The organism is Frigoriflavimonas asaccharolytica (genome assembly GCF_013294015.1).
In the GTDB taxonomy this organism is placed as follows: domain Bacteria; phylum Bacteroidota; class Bacteroidia; order Flavobacteriales; family Weeksellaceae; genus Frigoriflavimonas; species Frigoriflavimonas asaccharolytica.
Genome location: NZ_JABSNO010000003.1, coordinates 43,771 through 62,032 on the forward strand (window position 1 = coordinate 43,771; position 18,262 = coordinate 62,032).

Sequence of the window (18,262 nt, forward strand, 5' to 3'; positions counted from 1 at the left end):
AAAAAGAAAGGATTGATAAATTCTATTGCCAGTTGTACATTTAAGGACCAATTTTTAAACGCAAAGATTTTTTAATCACTCTAAATCTTTTGAGAGAGTGCAAAGAATGCGAATATTCTCATTTTAAGCGAACGCTTAATCAAATCTTCTTGCATATTCCTCTTTGCTTATTTAAATATGACATATTAAAAATAAATTTCGCGTTTAATTTTTTTTAGTTAACTGATAATGTGATTTTTATGATTTAAACTAAAGATGTGCAATAGGTTTTTTTATTTTTTCAAACATTTTTCCAAAAATTGATCTTGTTCCCAAAGTGTATGCAAAATATTTTCTTTGGCTCTGTATCCATGAGCTTCTCTTGGCAATAAAACCATACGAACTGGTGCTCCAAGATTTTTTAATGCTTGAAAATAACGTTCTGTCTGCAAAGTGAAAGTGCCTGGATTATTATCTGCAGCTCCATGAATCAATAGTAATGGTGTTTTCATTTTATCTGCGTTCATAAAAGGAGACATGGTATTGTATAATTCTGGTACGTCCCAATAATTTCTTTGCTCAGATTGAAATCCAAAAGGAGTTAAAGTTCTATTATATGCACCAGATCTTGCAATTCCGCAAGCATAATCTTTGGAATGTGTGAGTAAATTTGCCGTCATAAAGGCTCCGTAAGAATGGCCACCAACTGCAACTTTTGTTCTATCAATATATCCTAATGCATCTACTGCATCTATTGCAGCACGTCCATCTGCAACCAATTGCGTGATGAAAGTATCATTTGGTTCGGTTTTTCCTTCGCCAATAATTGGGAAAGATGCATCGTCTAAAACGGCATAACCTTTTGTAACCCAATAGATAAAAGAACCATAACTTGGAAAAGTGAAATCATTTGGGTTTTGAGAATTTTGACCAGCCGTACTTTTATCTTTATATTCTCTTGGATAAGCCCAAATTAGCAGTGGTAATTTCACATTTTTCGCTTTTCTATCGTAGTTTGCAGGCAAATATAAAGTTCCAGTAAGTTCTACACCATCGTTTCTTTTGTAAGAAATAACTTCTTTATACACGTTTTTAATACTTTCAAAAGGATTTTTCAAATCGGTAACGGCTACGGTTTTTTTAGTTTTAAAATTTCTCTTGAAATAATTAGGATATTGCGTTGGAGATTGCTCTACAACCAAAATATCACCTTTTTTTATGTCTAAAATATCAATTATTTTCTCGCTAGAATTTTTCAATTGAGAAGTGTACAATCTTTTTTTTGTGGTTGATGTCAAGTTCATTTCATCTATAAAAGGGAATTGTCCATCTTTTGTAAATCCTTCTCCAATCAAATAGGCATTTCCATTTTGCACATCAATCACATTTCTACCAAACTGGTTTTTGGTCTGATTAAAATATCCTGGATCTTTGTAAATATCTTGAGAATTTCTATCTTCGATGGTTTTGAAACTTCCATCTTTTAAATTAATTAAAAAAGATTTACTATTTCTAGTATCATACCAAGATTCTGAAACGACAGCATAATTAGAGTTAGCCCAATCTATACCTGCAAAACGCTGTTTAGTCTTAAAAAAAGAAACGGGAGCAGAAGAAAAAGGTGCTTTCCAAGTAAAAATCTCATCACGAAACTCTGTTGCTTTGCTTTGATCTCCGCCATCCAAAGCTTCCACAAAGACTAATGTTGCAGCTTCATCATCTCTCCAAGACATCGCTCTTTTTCCTGCACGAGTAGAAGAAAATCCTTTAGGCATTATTTCGTTTAGTGGAATATCACTCACCGTTTTCACAAAATTCCCAGAAATATCATATATATCGCTAGTCATTGGAAATCTACTTAATGGTACGATGTAAGAAAAAGGTTCTTTCAAATAGGTAAGCATCAGTAAGTTACCATCTGGAGAATAAGAATTTGAAATATAAAGATTTTGCTCTTTAAATTTTTTCAAATTACCATCCAAATTTACGGTATATAATTCTGAGGCAACCAAAGTTTTAAAATTTTGCTCATCTTGTGGATTTTTCAATAAATCTTGATAAGTTCTATTTTGAGAAACTTTTCCATCTGCTGTAGAAACTGTTGGTCCAGTTGGTAAATCGTCTTCAGAATTGAGCAAATTTTCTCTGTTTGTGGGTAAAACTTTTATTAGAAATGATTGGCTGTCCTTATTCCAACTATAAGGATTTCCAACGTTTGCATTTAAATTATCATTAGTAATTTTTTTTGCGGTATAGTTTTCCAAATCTACAACCCAAAGTTCTACACCTTTTCCTGTGGTATTGGTAAAAGCTAGTTTTTTTTCATCTGGAGAAAAAGAAAAGTACGCCATTTGTGGATTTTGTGGTAGACTTTTTACCTGTTGTTCTTTTTTGTCAGCCATTTTTCTAATTTTTAGGTTATCAGAATAGGTAACGCTGCTTCCAATATTGGTAACAGGATTTATCCTCAAACCTCCTAATTTCATTTCTTTCTGGCTGAGATCTTGTAAAGTTGCATAGGTTGGACGAAAAGTCATCACCAACCAATCTTTTTTACTATTCGTCATTATAGATGGAGGACGCTCGTAATCTGCAAGTTGCAAAATTTCTGCTGAAGGTTTTTGGTAAGTTAAATTTTCTTGAGCGTAAGAAAAATTAAATAATAAAAAAACGAAAAAGGTAAATATAAGTTTCATATAATTATTTAAAAATAGTTGAATCTAGCTTTTAAAGATAATGAGAATTTTCAATTTTATTGAGGTAAAATTAAAGTAATTACAAATATTTTAATTTTTTTATAGTTGCTAATTGAATTTTTAATAAATTGCAGCATAAGATTAAACTATGCTTACAAAAGAACAAATTGCGCAAAGAATTTCCAAAGAAGTACAAGATCGATATTACGTAAACCTTGGAATTGGAATTCCTACTTTGGTTGCAAATTATGTATCAGATACTTTAAATGTTGAATTCCAAAGTGAAAATGGCGTTCTTGGAATGGGTCCTTTTCCATTTGAAGGAGAAGAAGATGCAGATCTAATTAATGCGGGAAAGCAAACAATCACAACTCTTCCCGGAGCATCTTTTTTCGACTCTTCTTTTAGTTTTGGGATGATTCGCAGCAAAAAAGTAGATTTAACAATACTTGGTGCCATGGAAGTTTCTGAAAACGGGGATATTGCCAACTGGAAAATTCCTGGTAAAATGGTGAAAGGTATGGGCGGAGCAATGGATTTGGTAGCATCTGCAGAAAATATAATTGTAGCGATGATGCACGTTAATAAAAAAGGCGAATCTAAAATTTTGAAGAATTGTACATTACCTTTAACGGGAGTTGGCTGCGTGAAAAAAGTTGTTACAGAAATGGCAGTATTAGAAATTACACCAAACGGTTTTAAACTTTTGGAAAGAGCACCAGGAGTTTCCGTGGAAGAAATTATTAAATCTACAGAAGCAGAATTGATTATTGACGGTGAAATTCCAGAGATGGAGTTCTAAAAATTTTAAATGAAGACTTCCAAATTATATCTATATTTATCCATTGCTTCAATACTTTTGACTTTTGTGACAGGAATAGGGTTTATATTAATTATAGTTATACCTTTTTTAATCCGTTCTGAAAAAAACTTTGTTGTTAAAATATAATCCAATATATCTTCGAGAAGAACTTAAGGATTTAAAAAATGCGAAAAAACTTTCAATAATTAATTTAGCGTTAAATTTCGTCTTGCTTATTTTATTAATTTTAGTGATATTACTTATTGGATATGCTTACATTTTCGGATGTTCCAATTACGGTAGATAACTTAGAATCAATTTATGGTTCAAAAGTTTCAAATTTTCCATTATCATAAAACAGTACAATTCTCTTTACTTTAACTGCTTGATTTTCAATTGTTTTATTAGTTTCAAATTTTTCCTCAATGTCTAATCGTTGAGAATCGTCTAAAATACTTTTTTTTAGAGATTGTCCAGCTGTGGGATAATCTGGAACAATAGGTTTCAAGACTTTATCTTCACTCTCAGTCGCACCAAAATTTTCGTCATCAATCAAAGAAAATAAATCGGGTAGAGTAGCTGCCTTTGGTTTTTCTATTTCTCCTTTTTTAGTTTCAACTTTCTCAATGTTTTCAATTTTATCTGTTTCGGATTTTTGCATTTCTCCCTCACCATATATCATCCAATCCCAAGTGAAGGTCGGGAACTCATTTTTAATCTTTACCAGAAAATCTAAAGATGGTTTGTTCCTTCCAGATATAATATGAGAAATGGAGGAGCGAGGTACTTCAATTGCATCGGCAAATTCTGAATTTGAAAGTTGAGAATGCTCAATTATCTTTTCAATTCTTTCATTTATATTTTTCATCAATGTAAATTTACTTAATTACAAATGTAAATAAAAATAAGTTGGTTTTCATTACAATTGTAAATAAACGAAGTTTAATATCGTTACAAATGTAAATACGCCTTAAAGTACTATATATAAGCTACTTAAAAGTAATTTGTGGATAAACTACCATGATTATTACTTTAAATATTCTTTTTGTGGATAAGTGTTTTGCCAAGAAAAGGCAGATGCTTCATTATATCCGCCAATAAATGTACTTCCATACTTACCTCATGATACTATAAAGTTTAATTTCTATTATAGATCAGAAAACTGCTTAAAAAATAAGATTCAGCATAAAAGTCCTGTTTATGGTACTTTTAAAACTTGATTTTCAATTTAAGGCTTTTTTAGCAGATTATTCAAAGAACAATTTACTATAAAATTCCTTTAAACGCGTTGAAGTATTGTTTAAAAAATGGCTTTTGAAACAAATGTAAACTCGTTAATTTATCTTACTTAATAATTTTATGTTTCGTTTAATGTTAGTTTCAGCAATTGAGGAAATACGCATGTTTTTAACTTAAAGCTAGTTTCATTATTATATTTAATTGATGGCTATAAATAATTGATTAATAGTGATTTGTAAATTATTTTTATTGAATATTTAATTAACAAAAATATCAACAGACATTCTGACATTTACACTTGTTTAAAGAATTTACAAATGTAATCATTTGCACTGTAAGAAATAAAAAATTATTTTTGATGAATATAAAATTGTAAACAATGAAAATTGTAGAACACTACCTACAGAATCCAAATTTTCCTAATCGCTATATTTCCCCTGAAATATTATTTTCTTACCTACAGAAGAATTACAGCGATTATATTTCAGAAATTGGTACATCCTATTTAGGAAAACCGATCTATCTATTTTCTATGGGTACAGGAATTTGTAATATTCTTGCATGGTCACAAATGCATGGCAATGAAAGTAATGCAACTCATGCAATGCTAGATTTGCTGGAAATTAAAAAGAATAATGAAGCACTATTCACAGATATTTTCGAAAATATTTCTTTAGATTTTGTTTTTATGCTCAATCCGGATGGATCTGAATCTTGGAACCGCAGAAATGCTTTAGATATTGATTTGAATAGAGATTATAAAATGGAATCTAGCAAGGAATTTCCAATTCTGAAAAATTTGATAAAGAAAAAAAAATACGATTATGCCTTAAATCTGCATGAGCAACGTACCATATTCAGCACAGATAGACAAAATCCGGCAACTTTATCTTTTCTCGCGCCTGCAGAAAATGTAGAAAAAGAAATTACGGATACCAGGAAAAAGGCAATGTCTGTGATATCTTATGTAAACGATCAAATGCAAAATTTAATTCCAAACCATGTTGGAAGGTATAACGATGAATTTTACCCAAATTCTACGGGAGATAATTTCACCAAATCTGGAATTCCTACCCTACTCTTTGAAGGCGGACATTTTCCAAATGATTATCTTAGAATACAAACCAGAAAATATTACACAATTGCACTCTATATAGCTTTAGAACAAATTTCAAAAGAAACAGGCAGCACCAAAAATTGGGAACAATATTTTGAAATTCCAGAAAATATAGAATCTCATTATGATATTATCTACAGAAATGTGAAGTTAAATACAGATTTTCACTGTATTTTAGACGTTGCTGTTCAATACAGAGAAGATTACAGAAAAGATCAAGATGAAATCTCATTTACGCCAATTGTTGCAGAAGTAGGAGATATTGGTAAGAAAAAAGGCTGGAAAGAAATAGATTGTACTGGCAAATTTTTCAAATGCGAAACAAAATTTCCCAAGTTGGAGGCAGAAGTAAATTTTGAAATCATCTGATACAATGTTATATTTACACAGAATTTGTTTTTATGAAGTCATTTGCCTTATTTCTTGCGTTTAGTTTTATTGTATTTTCTTGCGGAAGTTCCAAAAATGTTGTTGCAAAATCCTCAGGTAAGAAAGTAGTGGTAAAAAATGCAAGTTTAAAAAATATAGAATCCAATTATTCTGGAAAAAATAGCTCAGCAATAAATAAAATTTTGAAAGATGCAGAAAAATACATCGGTGTTCCTTATAAGTATGCAGGAAATACATCCGATGGATTTGATTGCTCGGGATTAGTTTGCAAAGTATTTATAGAAAATGATAAAAAAATAGCAAGAAGATCTTCAGATCAGGCTTTAGAAGGCAAGGAAATAAACAATAAGGAAATTAGACCTGGAGATTTGGTATTTTTTGCAACTTCTGGTGGAACAAAAGTTTCGCATGTTGGCATTGTGCACACCATCAACAGCGATGGAGAAATTACCTTTATCCATGCATCAACCTCAAAAGGAGTGATGATTTCTTCATTAAATAATAAATATTGGAACAAAGCCTACCTTTTCGCAAGAAGAGTTTTGTAAATTTGCAGCCATCAAAAAAATATAAAATAAATAAATAATGACTTTACAACAAACCATAGAAAATATTTGGGACAACCGAGAATTGCTACAAAGTGATGATAGCGGAAAAAGCATCCGAGAAGTTATTCGTCAATTAGATTTAGGCGAACTTCGCGTGGCAGAACCTACAGAAAACGGTTGGAAGGTAAACGAATGGGTGAAAAAAGCAGTCGTAATGTACTTCCCAATTCAAAAAATGGAAACCATAGAAGTGGGTCCGTTTGAATTTCACGATAAAATGCCGTTAAAAAGAAATTACGCCGAAAAAGGTGTTCGTGTAGTTCCGCACGCAGTTGCAAGAGAAGGTGCATACATCGCTTCTGGCGTTATTTTGATGCCATCTTATGTAAATATTGGTGCCTATGTAGATTCTGGAACTATGGTAGATACTTGGGCAACCGTTGGAAGTTGTGCACAAATTGGCAAAAACGTACATTTAAGTGGTGGAGTAGGAATTGGTGGCGTTTTAGAACCGCTTCAAGCAGCACCTGTAATTATAGAAGATGATGCCTTCATAGGTTCACGTTGTATCGTGGTAGAAGGTGTTCGCGTAGGAAAAGAAGCAGTTTTGGGTGCCAATGTTTGCCTCACAATGTCTACCAAAATTATAGATGTTACAGGAGATTCGCCAGTAGAAACCAAAGGATATGTGCCAGAACGTTCTGTGGTAATTCCTGGAAGCTACACCAAAAAATTTCCTGCTGGAGAATTTCAAGTTCCTTGCGCTTTAATTATTGGTAAAAGAAAAGAATCTACAGACAAAAAAACCTCTCTAAATGATGCTTTGAGAGAAAATAACGTAGCTGTTTAATATATTTAGAATTATTTAGGCAGCTTAATCCGCCTTCCGTTCCCAATCTTTTTGTCATTGCGAACGAAGTGAAGAAATCCGTTGAAAATGTATTTACTCGCAATGAAAAAAAGGATTTCCACTCAAGTCGGGCTGCAAACTTTCGCTGTTATCAATATTTTAGATCAATTTAAATACTCAATCCATTTTGAAAGAAAAATTTTTAAAATTCATCTCAAATCCCAAATATATTTTTGGGATTTATATCCTAGTTTCCATCATTTCGGCAATAACAAAATTTGTAGGTGGTGAAGGGAAGTACAACAATTATATGATTTTTAAAAATGTATTCACCAATACCTTAGCTCAAAAAAACATCTATCTTTTGTATCCAGATGTCCATTTTGATTCCAATCATTATGGTATTTTATTTAGTGTTCTAATTGCACCTTTTGCAATTTTACCAGATTGGTTGGGTATTGTTTTGTGGAATGTTGCCAATACCGCTATATTTTTATTTGCCATTCATAAATTGCCATTTTCAACGGCTAAAAAGGCGTTTTTTGCGTGGCTTTGTCTGCAAGAATTCATCACGGCAGCAGTAAGTTTACAATTTAATATCGCGTTAACGGGTTTATTAATGCTTTCTGCAACCTACATTTACGAAAGAAAAGAAACCCAATCTGCAATGGCTATCATGATTGGTTTTTTTGTAAAATTATACGGAATAGCCGGACTTTCTGCCTTTTTCTTTGTGAAAAATAAATGGAAATTTATTCTTTCATTAGTTGGTTTTGGAGCATTATTTTTAATCTTACCCATGTTGCTTTCTAGTACGCATTTTGGTTTGCAATCTTATGCAGATTGGTTTCAATCTTTATCCGAAAAAAATGCTGCTAATCAGGTTTTGGGCAACCGTCAAGATTATTCTTTAATGGGCATTGTACGCCGAGTTTTGGGAGATGCTTCAATCTCTAATTTAGTATTTTTAATCCCAGGAATGGCCGTTTTTGCTTTGCCTTATGTAAGAATTAAGCAATATAAAAACTTAGCATTTCAATTGATGATTTTGGCTTCTACGCTTTTATTTATCGTTCTTTTTAGTTCAAGTTCAGAATCTCCAACCTACATTATTGCAGTTTCAGGTGTCATGATTTGGTTCATTATCCAAAAAGAAAAATCTCCTTTGATTATCGGAATGCTACTTTTTGTTATTATTTTAACGTGCTTTTCTTTTTCAGATTTGTTTCCAAAATTCATAAAAGACGATTACATCATGAAATATTCTTTGAAAGCCTTACCTTGTTGCATCGTTTGGTTTAGAATTATTTATGAATTAATGACCAAAGATTTCGAGAAAAATTATCAACTAAATTAATTTTGTGAAAAAGATTTCCCTCGTCATTCCCGCTCATAATGAAGAAGATAATGTCGCTTTGATTCATCAAAAAATCAAGGAAGTTTTTTCTGGGCTCAAAAATTACAGATTTGAAATTATTTTTGTAAATGATGGAAGTAGAGACCAAACACAGCAAAAATTAGAAGAATTATCTAGAAATTTTGAAGAAGTAAAATTCATAGAATTTTCTCGAAATTTTGGGCATCAACCAGCTGTAAAAGCTGGTTTGGATTGTGCAGATGGAAACGCCGTGATTTCTATGGATGCAGATTTGCAACATCCACCAGAATTAATCTCAGAAATGATTGCAAAATGGGAAGAAGGTTTTGATATCGTTTATACAATCAGAAAATATCCCAAACAAATATCCCGATTTAAAAGAAAAACCTCTGCATTATATTATAAATTTTTAGCCGGTATATCTGATGTTAATTTGCGTGAAGGTGGCGGTTCAGATTTCAGATTGATGGATTCTTCTGTGGTAGATGTTGTACGAAATATGAATGAAGCAGACGTTTTTCTGCGAGGTTTATCCAACTGGATGGGTTTTAAACAAACGGGAATTCATTTTACAGCAGGAGAAAGAGCAAGTGGAGAAAGCAGTTATGATTTACAAAAAATGATGAAATTTGCCTTTACAGGAATTACATCTTTTAGTGTAAAACCCTTATATTTAGCGGCTTATCTTGGATTTATATTCTCAGCAATTGCTATTTTCGGATATGGAATTTATGTAATTCACGCTTTTTTTGCAGAAACAGAAATTTCTGGTTGGGCATCTTTAATAATGACGGTTGTCTTTTTCGGTGGCTTACAATTGATAATCTTAGGTATAATCGGAATTTATTTAGGTAAAATTTTCAAACAAGTGAAGGAAAGACCAAACTACATTATCCGAAGTAAAAATTTTTAGCAAAGAAATCGCAGAAAAGTAAATTTTGTGAAAAAAATTAGATTTCATAAAGATTCCATTTGACCTTAAAAAAAATAAATAACTGCAAATGAAAATTGGATTTGATGCCAAAAGATTTTTCAATAACAGCTCTGGTTTAGGCAACTATTCCCGAGATTTGGTGCGAATTTTAGCCACTTACTTTCCTGAAAATCAATCTATATTATTTAATAATAATCTTTCTGAAAAAGGAAAAAAAATTCTGGAATTCCCCAATGTTTCCTTCGTAGAAACTACAAAAGGAAATTTTTCTCGACAGTTGAAAATGGGGAAAGATGCACAAAATTCTGGTTGTGATATTTTCCACGGACTTTCTGGTGAATTACCTTTGAAATGGAACGAAAAACCTATTAAAAAAGTGGTTACCATCCATGATTTAATTTTCATGCGGTTTCCAAAATATTATTCTTTTTTAGATCGCAAAATTCATTTCTGGAAATTTAAAAAAGCTTGCGAAAACGCAGATCTTATCATTGCAATTTCCCTACAAACGAAACGTGATATTATTCAATATTTAAAAATCCCGGAAGATAAGATTCGTATTGTTTATCAAGGTTGTCATTCAGTTTTTAAAGAAAATCAAGATGCGCAATTTTTAAATTTAATAAAAGAAAAATATAATTTACCAGAAAGATTTATCTTAAACGTTGGAACAATAGAGGAGCGAAAAAATCTTTTAAACATCGTAAAAGCAATTGATAAAACTGAAATTCCATTAGTTGTAATTGGTAGAAAAACGAAGTATTTTAAAAAAGTTCAAAAATTCATCAATAAAAATTCGCTTCAAACTCAAGTTCAATTTCTAGAAAATGTTTCGATGGAGGAGCTTGCTGCAATTTATAAACTGGCAGAAATCTTCGTTTATCCCAGCTTTTTCGAAGGATTTGGGATTCCAATTATTGAGGCACATTTCTCTAATACTGTTGTGATTACAAGCAATTTAAGTTGTTTACCAGAAGCTGGTGGAGAAGATTCTATGTATGTAAACCCAAATGATTATTTAGATATAAAGTCCAAAATAGAATTTCTGTGGAACAATGAGGCGGAGAGAAAGCGTCGCGCTGAAAATAGTCTTAATTTTGTTCAAAAATTTAATGATGAAATAATTGGCAAAAATTTAATGTCTGTTTATCAAGAACTTATCTTTTAATTTTAAATTAAATTTGCATTCTAAAATAATTATCACCTATATTTGCACCAGTTAAAAAGATATGAAAAATTCAATCGCTTTATTCCATCATTATCATCTCATCTAAAAAGACGAGTTGATTAATTGTGGTCCTAAGTGACTAAAAATAATATAAACCGTCTGAGCAAAGACGGTTTTTTTGTATTCAAAATTAATGCGTTTGTTCAGACTAGAAATAAAAAATTCAAAAATGAACAAATTAAAAATCGCGATTCAAAAAAGTGGACGCTTAAGCGAAAAATCTCTAGAACTCTTAAAAGAATGTGGAATTAAAATTCCAGATTTTAAAAGTAAACTTAAAAATACTGCAAGCAATTTCCCGCTGGAAATTCTTTTCCTTCGCGATGATGATATTCCAAAATATGTTGAGCAAGGAATTGTAGACATCGGAATCCTCGGAGAAAATGAGGTTTTGGAACAAGAGAAAAATGTAGATTTAGTAAGAAAGTTAGGTTTTGCAAATTGCCGTCTTTCATTAGCCATTCCAAAAGACGTAGATTATCCGGGAATTCAATTTTTTCAAAATAAAAAAATTGCGACATCTTACCCTGCGATTGTAAAAAATTATTTTGAAAGTAAAAATATTGCAACAGAAATCGTTGAGATTTCTGGAAGTGTAGAAATTGCACCAAGTATAGGTTTAGCAGATACTATCGCCGATTTGGTGAGTTCTGGTAGTACTTTACTGCACAATGGATTGAAGGAAGTTGAAAAAGTTTTAGAGAGTGAAGCTGTTTTAATTTCTAATAGGAATCTACCAGAAGATGTTTCTATAATTTTAGAATCGTTTCTTTTTAGGATTCAAGCGGTAATTAATTCTCGAGAAAATAAATACATTTTATTAAATGCACCGAACGAATCCATTGAAAAAATAATTGAAGTTTTGCCAGGTATGAAATCACCTACGGTTTTACCATTGGCAAAAACTGGGTGGAGCAGTATTCACTCTGTTGTACGCGAAAATGAATTTTGGAGAATAATAGATGAGTTGAAAAAATTTGGAGCAGAAGGTATTTTGGTGATTCCAATAGAAAAAATGGTGATGTAAATTTTGAAAGAATGATAAATATAACAAAATATCCAGAATCAAATATTTGGGAAGGACTTTTAGAAAGACCCGCTTTAGAGAAAAAAAATTTAAGAGCTACTGTTCAAGATATTTTCTTAAAAGTTAAAAACGAAGGAGATGCTGCTTTAAAAGATTTGTCTTTCAAATTTGATAAAGTGCAAATCAACAATATTTTAGTTTCTGAAGCCGAGATTAATTTTGCAATTGGCCAAGTTTCGAATGAATTAAAAACAGCGATCTTGCAGGCAAAAGAAAATATTTTCCGATTTCACCTTGCACAAAAAGCGGAAATAAACGAAATAGAAACTACCGAAGGTGTAGTTTGTTGGCGAGAATCTAGAGCCATTGAAAATGTTGGATTGTACATTCCAGGTGGAACAGCGCCACTTTTTTCTACAGTGTTAATGTTGGCCGTTCCTGCAAAAATTGCAGATTGCAAGGAAATAATTTTATGCACTCCGCCACAGAAAGACGGATCTATCAATCCTGCAATTTTATACACAGCTCAATTGTGTGGAATTACAAAAATATACAAAGTTGGTGGTGCACAAGCAGTTGCAGCTTTCACTTTTGGAACTGAGACTATTTTAAAAGTTGATAAAATTTTTGGTCCGGGCAACCAATATGTGACGCAAGCTAAGCAATTAGCGATGGAATACAATGTAGCTATAGATTTACCTGCAGGTCCAAGCGAAGTTTTGGTGATTGCAGATAAAACCGCAAATCCACAATTTTGTGCTGCAGATTTATTGTCTCAAGCAGAACATGGTATTGATTCTCAAGTTATTTTTATTGCAACAGATGAATTCATTTTTAATGATACTTTAAAAGAAATTGAAAAACAGCTGGCGGAACTTCCGAGAAATGAAATAGCAAAAATTGCCATTGAAAATAGTCAGTTTATTTTGATGAAATCTATTGATGAAGCGATTGAGATGAGTAATACTTACGCGCCAGAACACTTAATTTTATCCGTGGATAAACCAAGAAATTATATTTCAAGGATACGGAATGCAGGTTCAATTTTTCTTGGAAACTATACACCAGAATCAGCTGGAGATTATGCAAGTGGTACCAATCATACATTGCCAACCAACGGTTTTGCTAGAAATTATAGCGGTGTATCTTTAGATAGTTTTGTAAAGAAAATTACGGTACAGGAAATCTCAAAAAAAGGAATTCAAAATATTGGAAAAACAATTGAATTGATGGCAGCCGCAGAAGGTTTGGATGCTCACAAAAATGCTGTTTCACTTCGTTTAAAATTTTTAGATAATGAAATTTAATTTAGATACCATGGTTCGCCCACATTTGCTTGGAGCGAAATCTTATAAAAGCTTAAGGAATTCTTATTTGGATCAAAAAATGGATTTTTTGGATGCGAACGAGAATCCATTTGGAGAATTTAATCGTTATCCAGATTCTGAACATCTTCAATTAAAAAACAAGTTGGCAGAAATTAATGAAGTACAAGCCACGCAATTATTTCTAGGAAATGGGAGTGATGAATTGATTGATTTAGCGATGCGTGTATTTTGTGAGCCCACGAAAGATGCGATCATGATGATGAATCCAAGTTTTGTGATGTATGAAATGTCTGCAAAGTTGAATAATTTAAAAGTTGAAAAGCTACAGTTAGATGAGGATTTTCAGATAGATAGAAATAAATTTGAGGAGGAAATTTCTAAAACGAAAGCCAAAATTTTATTTTTATGTTCCCCAAATAATCCGACAGGAAATTCGATTAATGATTTAGAATTTTACATTCAGAATTTTGATGGAGTTGTAATTGTGGATGAAGCTTACATTGAATTTTCAAAACAGAAATCTGCGGTAGATTTACTTAGCAAATATCCAAACTTAATTGTATTAAAAACATTGTCAAAAGCTTATGGAATGGCAGGTTTGCGTATAGGATACGGTATTTCTTCACCCGAAATTGCGGATTTGTTTAATCAGTTTAAACCGCCGTACAATATTGGTTCTGAAAGTCAAAAATTGGCTCTGGAACAGTTGAAAAATACTGAACAATTGAAACAAAATATTTCTATCGTTTTAGAAAATAGAGAAAGATTAAAAATTGATTTGCAAGAAATTGAAACAGTTTTAAAAATTTATCCTTCTGATGCTAATTTTTTTCTGGTCGAATTTAAAGATGCTGAAATTATTTATGAAAAATTACTAAATGCAAATATATTAACGAGTTTAAGGCATCCTGCTTTACAAAATTGTCTGCGAATTACTGTTGGAACTGCTGAAGAAAATTCAAAATTATTAAAAATATTATCTCAAATATAATCATGAAAAAAATATTATTTATCGATCGTGACGGAACAATAATTTTGGAACCACCTACAGATTTTCAAGTAGATTCTTTGGAAAAATTAGAATTTTATCCGAAAGTGCTGCAAAATTTAGCCAAAATAGTAAAGGAATTAGATTATGAATTGGTGATGGTTACGAATCAAGATGGTTTGGGAACAGATTCTTTTCCAGAAGAAGATTTCAATTTACCACAGGATAAAATGATGAAAACTCTTGAAAATGAGAACATTATTTTTTCTGAAATTTTAATTGATAGAAGTTTTGAAGCTGAAAATTCGCCAAATCGCAAACCGAGAACTGGAATGCTTCAAAAGTACATTTATGGAAACTATGATTTGAAAAATTCCTTCGTGATTGGCGATCGAAAAACAGACGTAGAATTGGCAAAAAATCTAGGATCACAATCTATTTTTATAGCCGAAGAAAATTTTGAAGAAGCGACTTTAACCACAACAAACTGGGACGAAATTTATCAATATTTAAAGCAAATTCCTCGCAGAGCAAAAGTGCAAAGAAACACCAATGAAACCAAAATTTTAGTTGAATTAAACCTTGATGGAAGTGGAAAATCTAATATCAATACGGGTTTAGCGTTTTTTGATCACATGTTGGAACAGATTTCTAAACACGGGAATTTTGATTTAGAAGTGAATGTTGATGGCGATTTGCAAGTAGATGAGCATCACACGATTGAAGATACGGCGATTGTTTTGGGCGAATGTTTTTTGCAAGCATTAGGAAATAAAAAAGGCATTGAAAGATATGCGTTTTTGTTGCCAATGGATGATTGTTTGGCGCAAATTGCCCTTGATTTTGGAGGTAGAAATTGGTTAGTTTGGGATGTAGATTTTAAACGTGAAAAAATTGGCGAATTGCCTACAGAAATGTTTTACCACTTTTTCAAATCTTTTTCAGATGCTTCTAAGAGCAATTTAAATATAAAATGTGAAGGCGAAAATGAGCACCACAAAATAGAATCAATTTTCAAAGCATTTGCAAAAGTTTTAAGAGCTGCTGTGAAACAAGATGAAAATAATTTTTCCATACCAAGTACAAAAGGAATTTTATGATTGCAATAATAGATTATGGCGCGGGAAATGTAAAATCGGTAGAAAATGCGGTGAGAAAACTAGGTTTTGAAACTAAAATCACTTCCAATTTAGAAGAAATAAAACAAGCCGATAAGGTGATTTTTCCTGGAGTTGGAGAAGCTTCTACCGCGATGAAATATTTGAAATTGAAAGGTTTAGATGTTTTAATTCCTACTTTGAAACAAGCTTTTTTGGGCATTTGTTTAGGTCAGCAATTGTTGTGTAAATTTTCTGAAGAAGGAAATACAAAATGTCTCGGAATTTTTGATTTGAAAGTAAAGCAATTTCCTGCGACAGATATTGTTCCACACATGGGATGGAATAATTTAATAAAAACAAAAACTTCTTTATTTGAAGGCGTTTCAGACGAAGATAATTTCTATTTTGTCCACAGTTATTATTGTGAAATTGGCGAAAATACGACATCAGAATGCGATTATATTTTGCCATTTAGTGCAACTTTGCAGAAAGATAATTTTTATGGAACGCAATTTCATCCCGAGAAATCAGGAGATATTGGTTCTAAAATTTTAGAAAACTTCTTAAAACTTTAATCATTTAACCAGAAATTTAATTATGAAAATAATTCCAGCTATAGACATCATCGACGGAAAATGTGTTCGGCTATCCAAAGGTGATTATGATACCAAGAAAATTTACAATGAAAATCCGATAGAAGTAGCCAAAGATTTTGAAGCAAACGGTATCAAATATTTGCATTTGGTGGATTTGGATGGTGCAAAATCTGGCTCAATAAAAAATGCAAAAGTTTTAGAAAACATTGCCAAAAACACTAATTTAATAATTGATTTTGGAGGCGGAATAAAATCTGATGAAGCTATAGAAACTGCTTTCAATGCAGGTGCAAACCAAATTACTATTGGAAGTATTGCCGTTGCAAACAAAGAAAAATGTGTAGAATGGATTGCAAAATATGGCGAAAAAAAAATAATTTTAGGCGCTGATTGTTTAGATAGAAAAATAAAAACTTCGGGTTGGTTAGAAGATTCAGATTTAGAGGTCATCGATTTTATAAAAATGTACAAGACATTGGGTTTAAACGATGTAATTTGCACCGATATTTCTAAAGATGGAATGCTTGAAGGTGCTTCAAATGAATTATATGAAGATATTTTAAGTGAAATTAATATTAATTTAATTGCAAGTGGTGGTGTTTCTTCTGTTCAAGATTTAGAAGTTTTACAAAAAATTGGTTGCAGCGGTGCAATTGTAGGAAAGGCGTTCTACGAAGGGAAAATTACGTTTAAAGAACTTCAAAAATTTCTGTAATTATGTTGAAAAAAAGAATAATTCCTTGTTTGGATATTAAAGACGGCAGAACGGTAAAAGGGATCAATTTTATTGGACTTCGTGATGCGGGAGATCCAGTAGAATTGGCAAAAAAATATGTAAATGATGGAGCAGACGAATTGGTTTTCTTAGATATTACCGCAACTTTAGAAGGTAGAAAAACATTGATAGAATTGGTAGAAAAACTAAGTTTAGAAATCAATATTCCTTTCACAATTGGTGGAGGAATTTCTTCTGTGGATGATGTAGAAGCTTTGCTAAAAGCTGGTGCAGATAAAGTTTCCATAAATTCTGCTGCAGTAAGACGACCAGAATTGGTGCAAGAAATTGCGCAACAATTCGGTAACCAATGTGTGGTTGTTGCGATTGATACCAAAAATATTGATGGTGAAGATTACGTTTTCATCAATGGAGGAAAAATAAAAACAGAATTGAAAACCATTGATTGGGTAAAAACTGTCACAGAATTAGGAGCTGGAGAAATATTACTAACTTCCATGGATTTTGACGGCACAAAAAATGGATTCGATACGAGAATGCTGAAAAATATATCGCAGATTTGTCAACTTCCAATCATTGCTTCTGGTGGTGCTGGAAAAATGGAAGATTTTACGGAAGTTTTTTCAGAAACTACTGCAACTGGAGCTTTAGCTGCAAGTATATTTCACTTCAACGAAATTAAAATATCAGACTTAAAAGAAAATTTAAAACAAAATAAAATAGCTATACGATGAACTTAGATTTTGAAAAAGGGAATGGATTACTTCCTGCAATTATACAAGATAGCCGCACTCAACAGGTTTTAATGTTGGGATATATGAACGAAGAAGCTCTAGAATTGACGAAAAATGATGGTAGAGTTCATTTCTTTAGCCGAACAAAAAATAGAATTTGGTTGAAAGGCGAAACCTCAGAAAATTATCTTTATGTAAAAAACATCAAAGAAGATTGTGATTCTGATGCGCTCTTAATTCAAGTAAAACCTGCCGGAAATGTTTGTCACACTGGAACTTACAGTTGTTTTGAAGAAAAGACTTCTAAAGGATTTTTATATGAATTAGAAGAAACTATTTCTGAAAGAATAGACCAAAAAGTGGAGAAATCTTACACCTACGATTTATACCAACGCGGCATCAATAAAATGGCGCAGAAAGTAGGAGAGGAAGCTGTAGAATTAGTGATAGAGGCAAAAGACGACGATGCCAATTTATTTAAAGGTGAAGCTGCAGATTTATTGTACCACTTTTTGATACTTTTGAAAGCAAAATCTTTTAAACTATCAGATATCGAAGAAATTTTAATGGAAAGAAGATAATATCAAACTTT

At 31.9% G+C, this 18,262-nt stretch carries 17 protein-coding genes; 15 read left to right on the forward strand and 2 right to left on the reverse strand.

What is annotated here, in order from left to right; genetic code table 11:
• Positions 1 to 272 precede the first annotated feature (272 nt).
• On the reverse strand, positions 273 to 2,675 hold the full coding sequence (locus HNQ03_RS02595) for a S9 family peptidase (protein WP_173778091.1): 2,403 nt from the start codon (positions 2,673 to 2,675) through the stop codon (positions 273 to 275).
• Between the two features lie 148 nt (positions 2,676 to 2,823).
• Between HNQ03_RS02595 and HNQ03_RS02600 the strand changes: the two genes are divergently transcribed.
• A complete protein-coding gene (locus tag HNQ03_RS02600) occupies positions 2,824 to 3,477 on the forward strand; it encodes a 3-oxoacid CoA-transferase subunit B (protein ID WP_173778092.1) in 654 nt (217 codons plus the stop codon).
• Positions 3,478 to 3,796: 319 nt separating this feature from the next.
• Here the strand turns inward: HNQ03_RS02600 and HNQ03_RS02605 are convergent, their stop codons facing one another.
• Positions 3,797 to 4,345 (reverse strand): helix-turn-helix domain-containing protein, encoded by a 549-nt coding sequence (locus HNQ03_RS02605; protein ID WP_173778093.1) that lies wholly within the window; start codon positions 4,343 to 4,345, stop codon positions 3,797 to 3,799.
• A gap of 750 nt (positions 4,346 to 5,095) precedes the next feature.
• Here HNQ03_RS02605 and HNQ03_RS02610 point away from each other — a divergent pair.
• From HNQ03_RS02610 to hisIE, 14 genes are all read left to right on the forward strand, one after another.
• Positions 5,096 to 6,202 carry a M14 family zinc carboxypeptidase gene (locus HNQ03_RS02610; RefSeq protein ID WP_173778094.1) on the forward strand — a complete coding sequence of 369 codons (1,107 nt, stop codon included), beginning with the start codon at positions 5,096 to 5,098 and terminating at the stop codon, positions 6,200 to 6,202.
• A 32-nt stretch (positions 6,203 to 6,234) separates the two neighbouring features.
• Positions 6,235 to 6,771, forward strand: a complete 537-nt coding sequence (locus tag HNQ03_RS02615; protein ID WP_173778095.1) for a C40 family peptidase — start codon at positions 6,235 to 6,237, stop codon at positions 6,769 to 6,771.
• Between the two features lie 37 nt (positions 6,772 to 6,808).
• Positions 6,809 to 7,621: a 2,3,4,5-tetrahydropyridine-2,6-dicarboxylate N-succinyltransferase gene (locus tag HNQ03_RS02620; protein ID WP_173778096.1), complete on the forward strand. Its 813-nt coding sequence runs from the start codon at positions 6,809 to 6,811 to the stop codon at positions 7,619 to 7,621.
• Between the two features lie 187 nt (positions 7,622 to 7,808).
• Positions 7,809 to 8,978, forward strand: coding sequence for a glycosyltransferase family 87 protein (locus HNQ03_RS02625; RefSeq protein WP_173778097.1), 1,170 nt, complete (start codon positions 7,809 to 7,811; stop codon positions 8,976 to 8,978).
• A 4-nt stretch (positions 8,979 to 8,982) separates the two neighbouring features.
• Complete coding sequence (locus tag HNQ03_RS02630; RefSeq protein ID WP_173778098.1) at positions 8,983 to 9,912, forward strand: glycosyltransferase family 2 protein; 930 nt, start codon at positions 8,983 to 8,985, stop codon at positions 9,910 to 9,912.
• Positions 9,913 to 10,000: 88 nt separating this feature from the next.
• Positions 10,001 to 11,101 (forward strand): glycosyltransferase family 4 protein, encoded by a 1,101-nt coding sequence (locus HNQ03_RS02635; protein WP_173778099.1) that lies wholly within the window; start codon positions 10,001 to 10,003, stop codon positions 11,099 to 11,101.
• A gap of 229 nt (positions 11,102 to 11,330) precedes the next feature.
• A complete protein-coding gene (gene hisG / locus HNQ03_RS02640; protein ID WP_173778100.1) occupies positions 11,331 to 12,188 on the forward strand; it encodes an ATP phosphoribosyltransferase in 858 nt (285 codons plus the stop codon).
• A gap of 11 nt (positions 12,189 to 12,199) precedes the next feature.
• Positions 12,200 to 13,495 carry a histidinol dehydrogenase gene (gene hisD / locus HNQ03_RS02645; protein ID WP_173778101.1) on the forward strand — a complete coding sequence of 432 codons (1,296 nt, stop codon included), beginning with the start codon at positions 12,200 to 12,202 and terminating at the stop codon, positions 13,493 to 13,495.
• Positions 13,485 to 14,507, forward strand: coding sequence for a histidinol-phosphate transaminase (gene hisC / locus HNQ03_RS02650; protein ID WP_173778102.1), 1,023 nt, complete (start codon positions 13,485 to 13,487; stop codon positions 14,505 to 14,507). The genes hisD and hisC overlap by 11 nt, the downstream gene beginning before the upstream one ends.
• Positions 14,508 to 14,509: 2 nt before the next feature.
• Positions 14,510 to 15,604 carry a bifunctional histidinol-phosphatase/imidazoleglycerol-phosphate dehydratase HisB gene (gene hisB / locus HNQ03_RS02655; RefSeq protein ID WP_173778103.1) on the forward strand — a complete coding sequence of 365 codons (1,095 nt, stop codon included), beginning with the start codon at positions 14,510 to 14,512 and terminating at the stop codon, positions 15,602 to 15,604.
• On the forward strand, positions 15,601 to 16,179 hold the full coding sequence (hisH, locus tag HNQ03_RS02660) for an imidazole glycerol phosphate synthase subunit HisH (RefSeq protein WP_173778104.1): 579 nt from the start codon (positions 15,601 to 15,603) through the stop codon (positions 16,177 to 16,179). Before hisB ends, hisH begins: the two co-directional genes overlap by 4 nt.
• 22 nt (positions 16,180 to 16,201) lie before the next feature.
• The gene (hisA, locus tag HNQ03_RS02665) at positions 16,202 to 16,915 is read left to right on the forward strand and encodes a 1-(5-phosphoribosyl)-5-[(5-phosphoribosylamino)methylideneamino]imidazole-4-carboxamide isomerase (RefSeq protein ID WP_173778105.1); all 714 of its coding nucleotides are present in this window, start codon (positions 16,202 to 16,204) and stop codon (positions 16,913 to 16,915) included.
• Positions 16,916 to 16,917: 2 nt separating this feature from the next.
• On the forward strand, positions 16,918 to 17,670 hold the full coding sequence (hisF, locus tag HNQ03_RS02670) for an imidazole glycerol phosphate synthase subunit HisF (protein ID WP_173778106.1): 753 nt from the start codon (positions 16,918 to 16,920) through the stop codon (positions 17,668 to 17,670).
• On the forward strand, positions 17,667 to 18,251 hold the full coding sequence (hisIE, locus tag HNQ03_RS02675) for a bifunctional phosphoribosyl-AMP cyclohydrolase/phosphoribosyl-ATP diphosphatase HisIE (RefSeq protein ID WP_173778107.1): 585 nt from the start codon (positions 17,667 to 17,669) through the stop codon (positions 18,249 to 18,251). The genes hisF and hisIE overlap by 4 nt, the downstream gene beginning before the upstream one ends.
• Positions 18,252 to 18,262 lie beyond the last annotated feature (11 nt).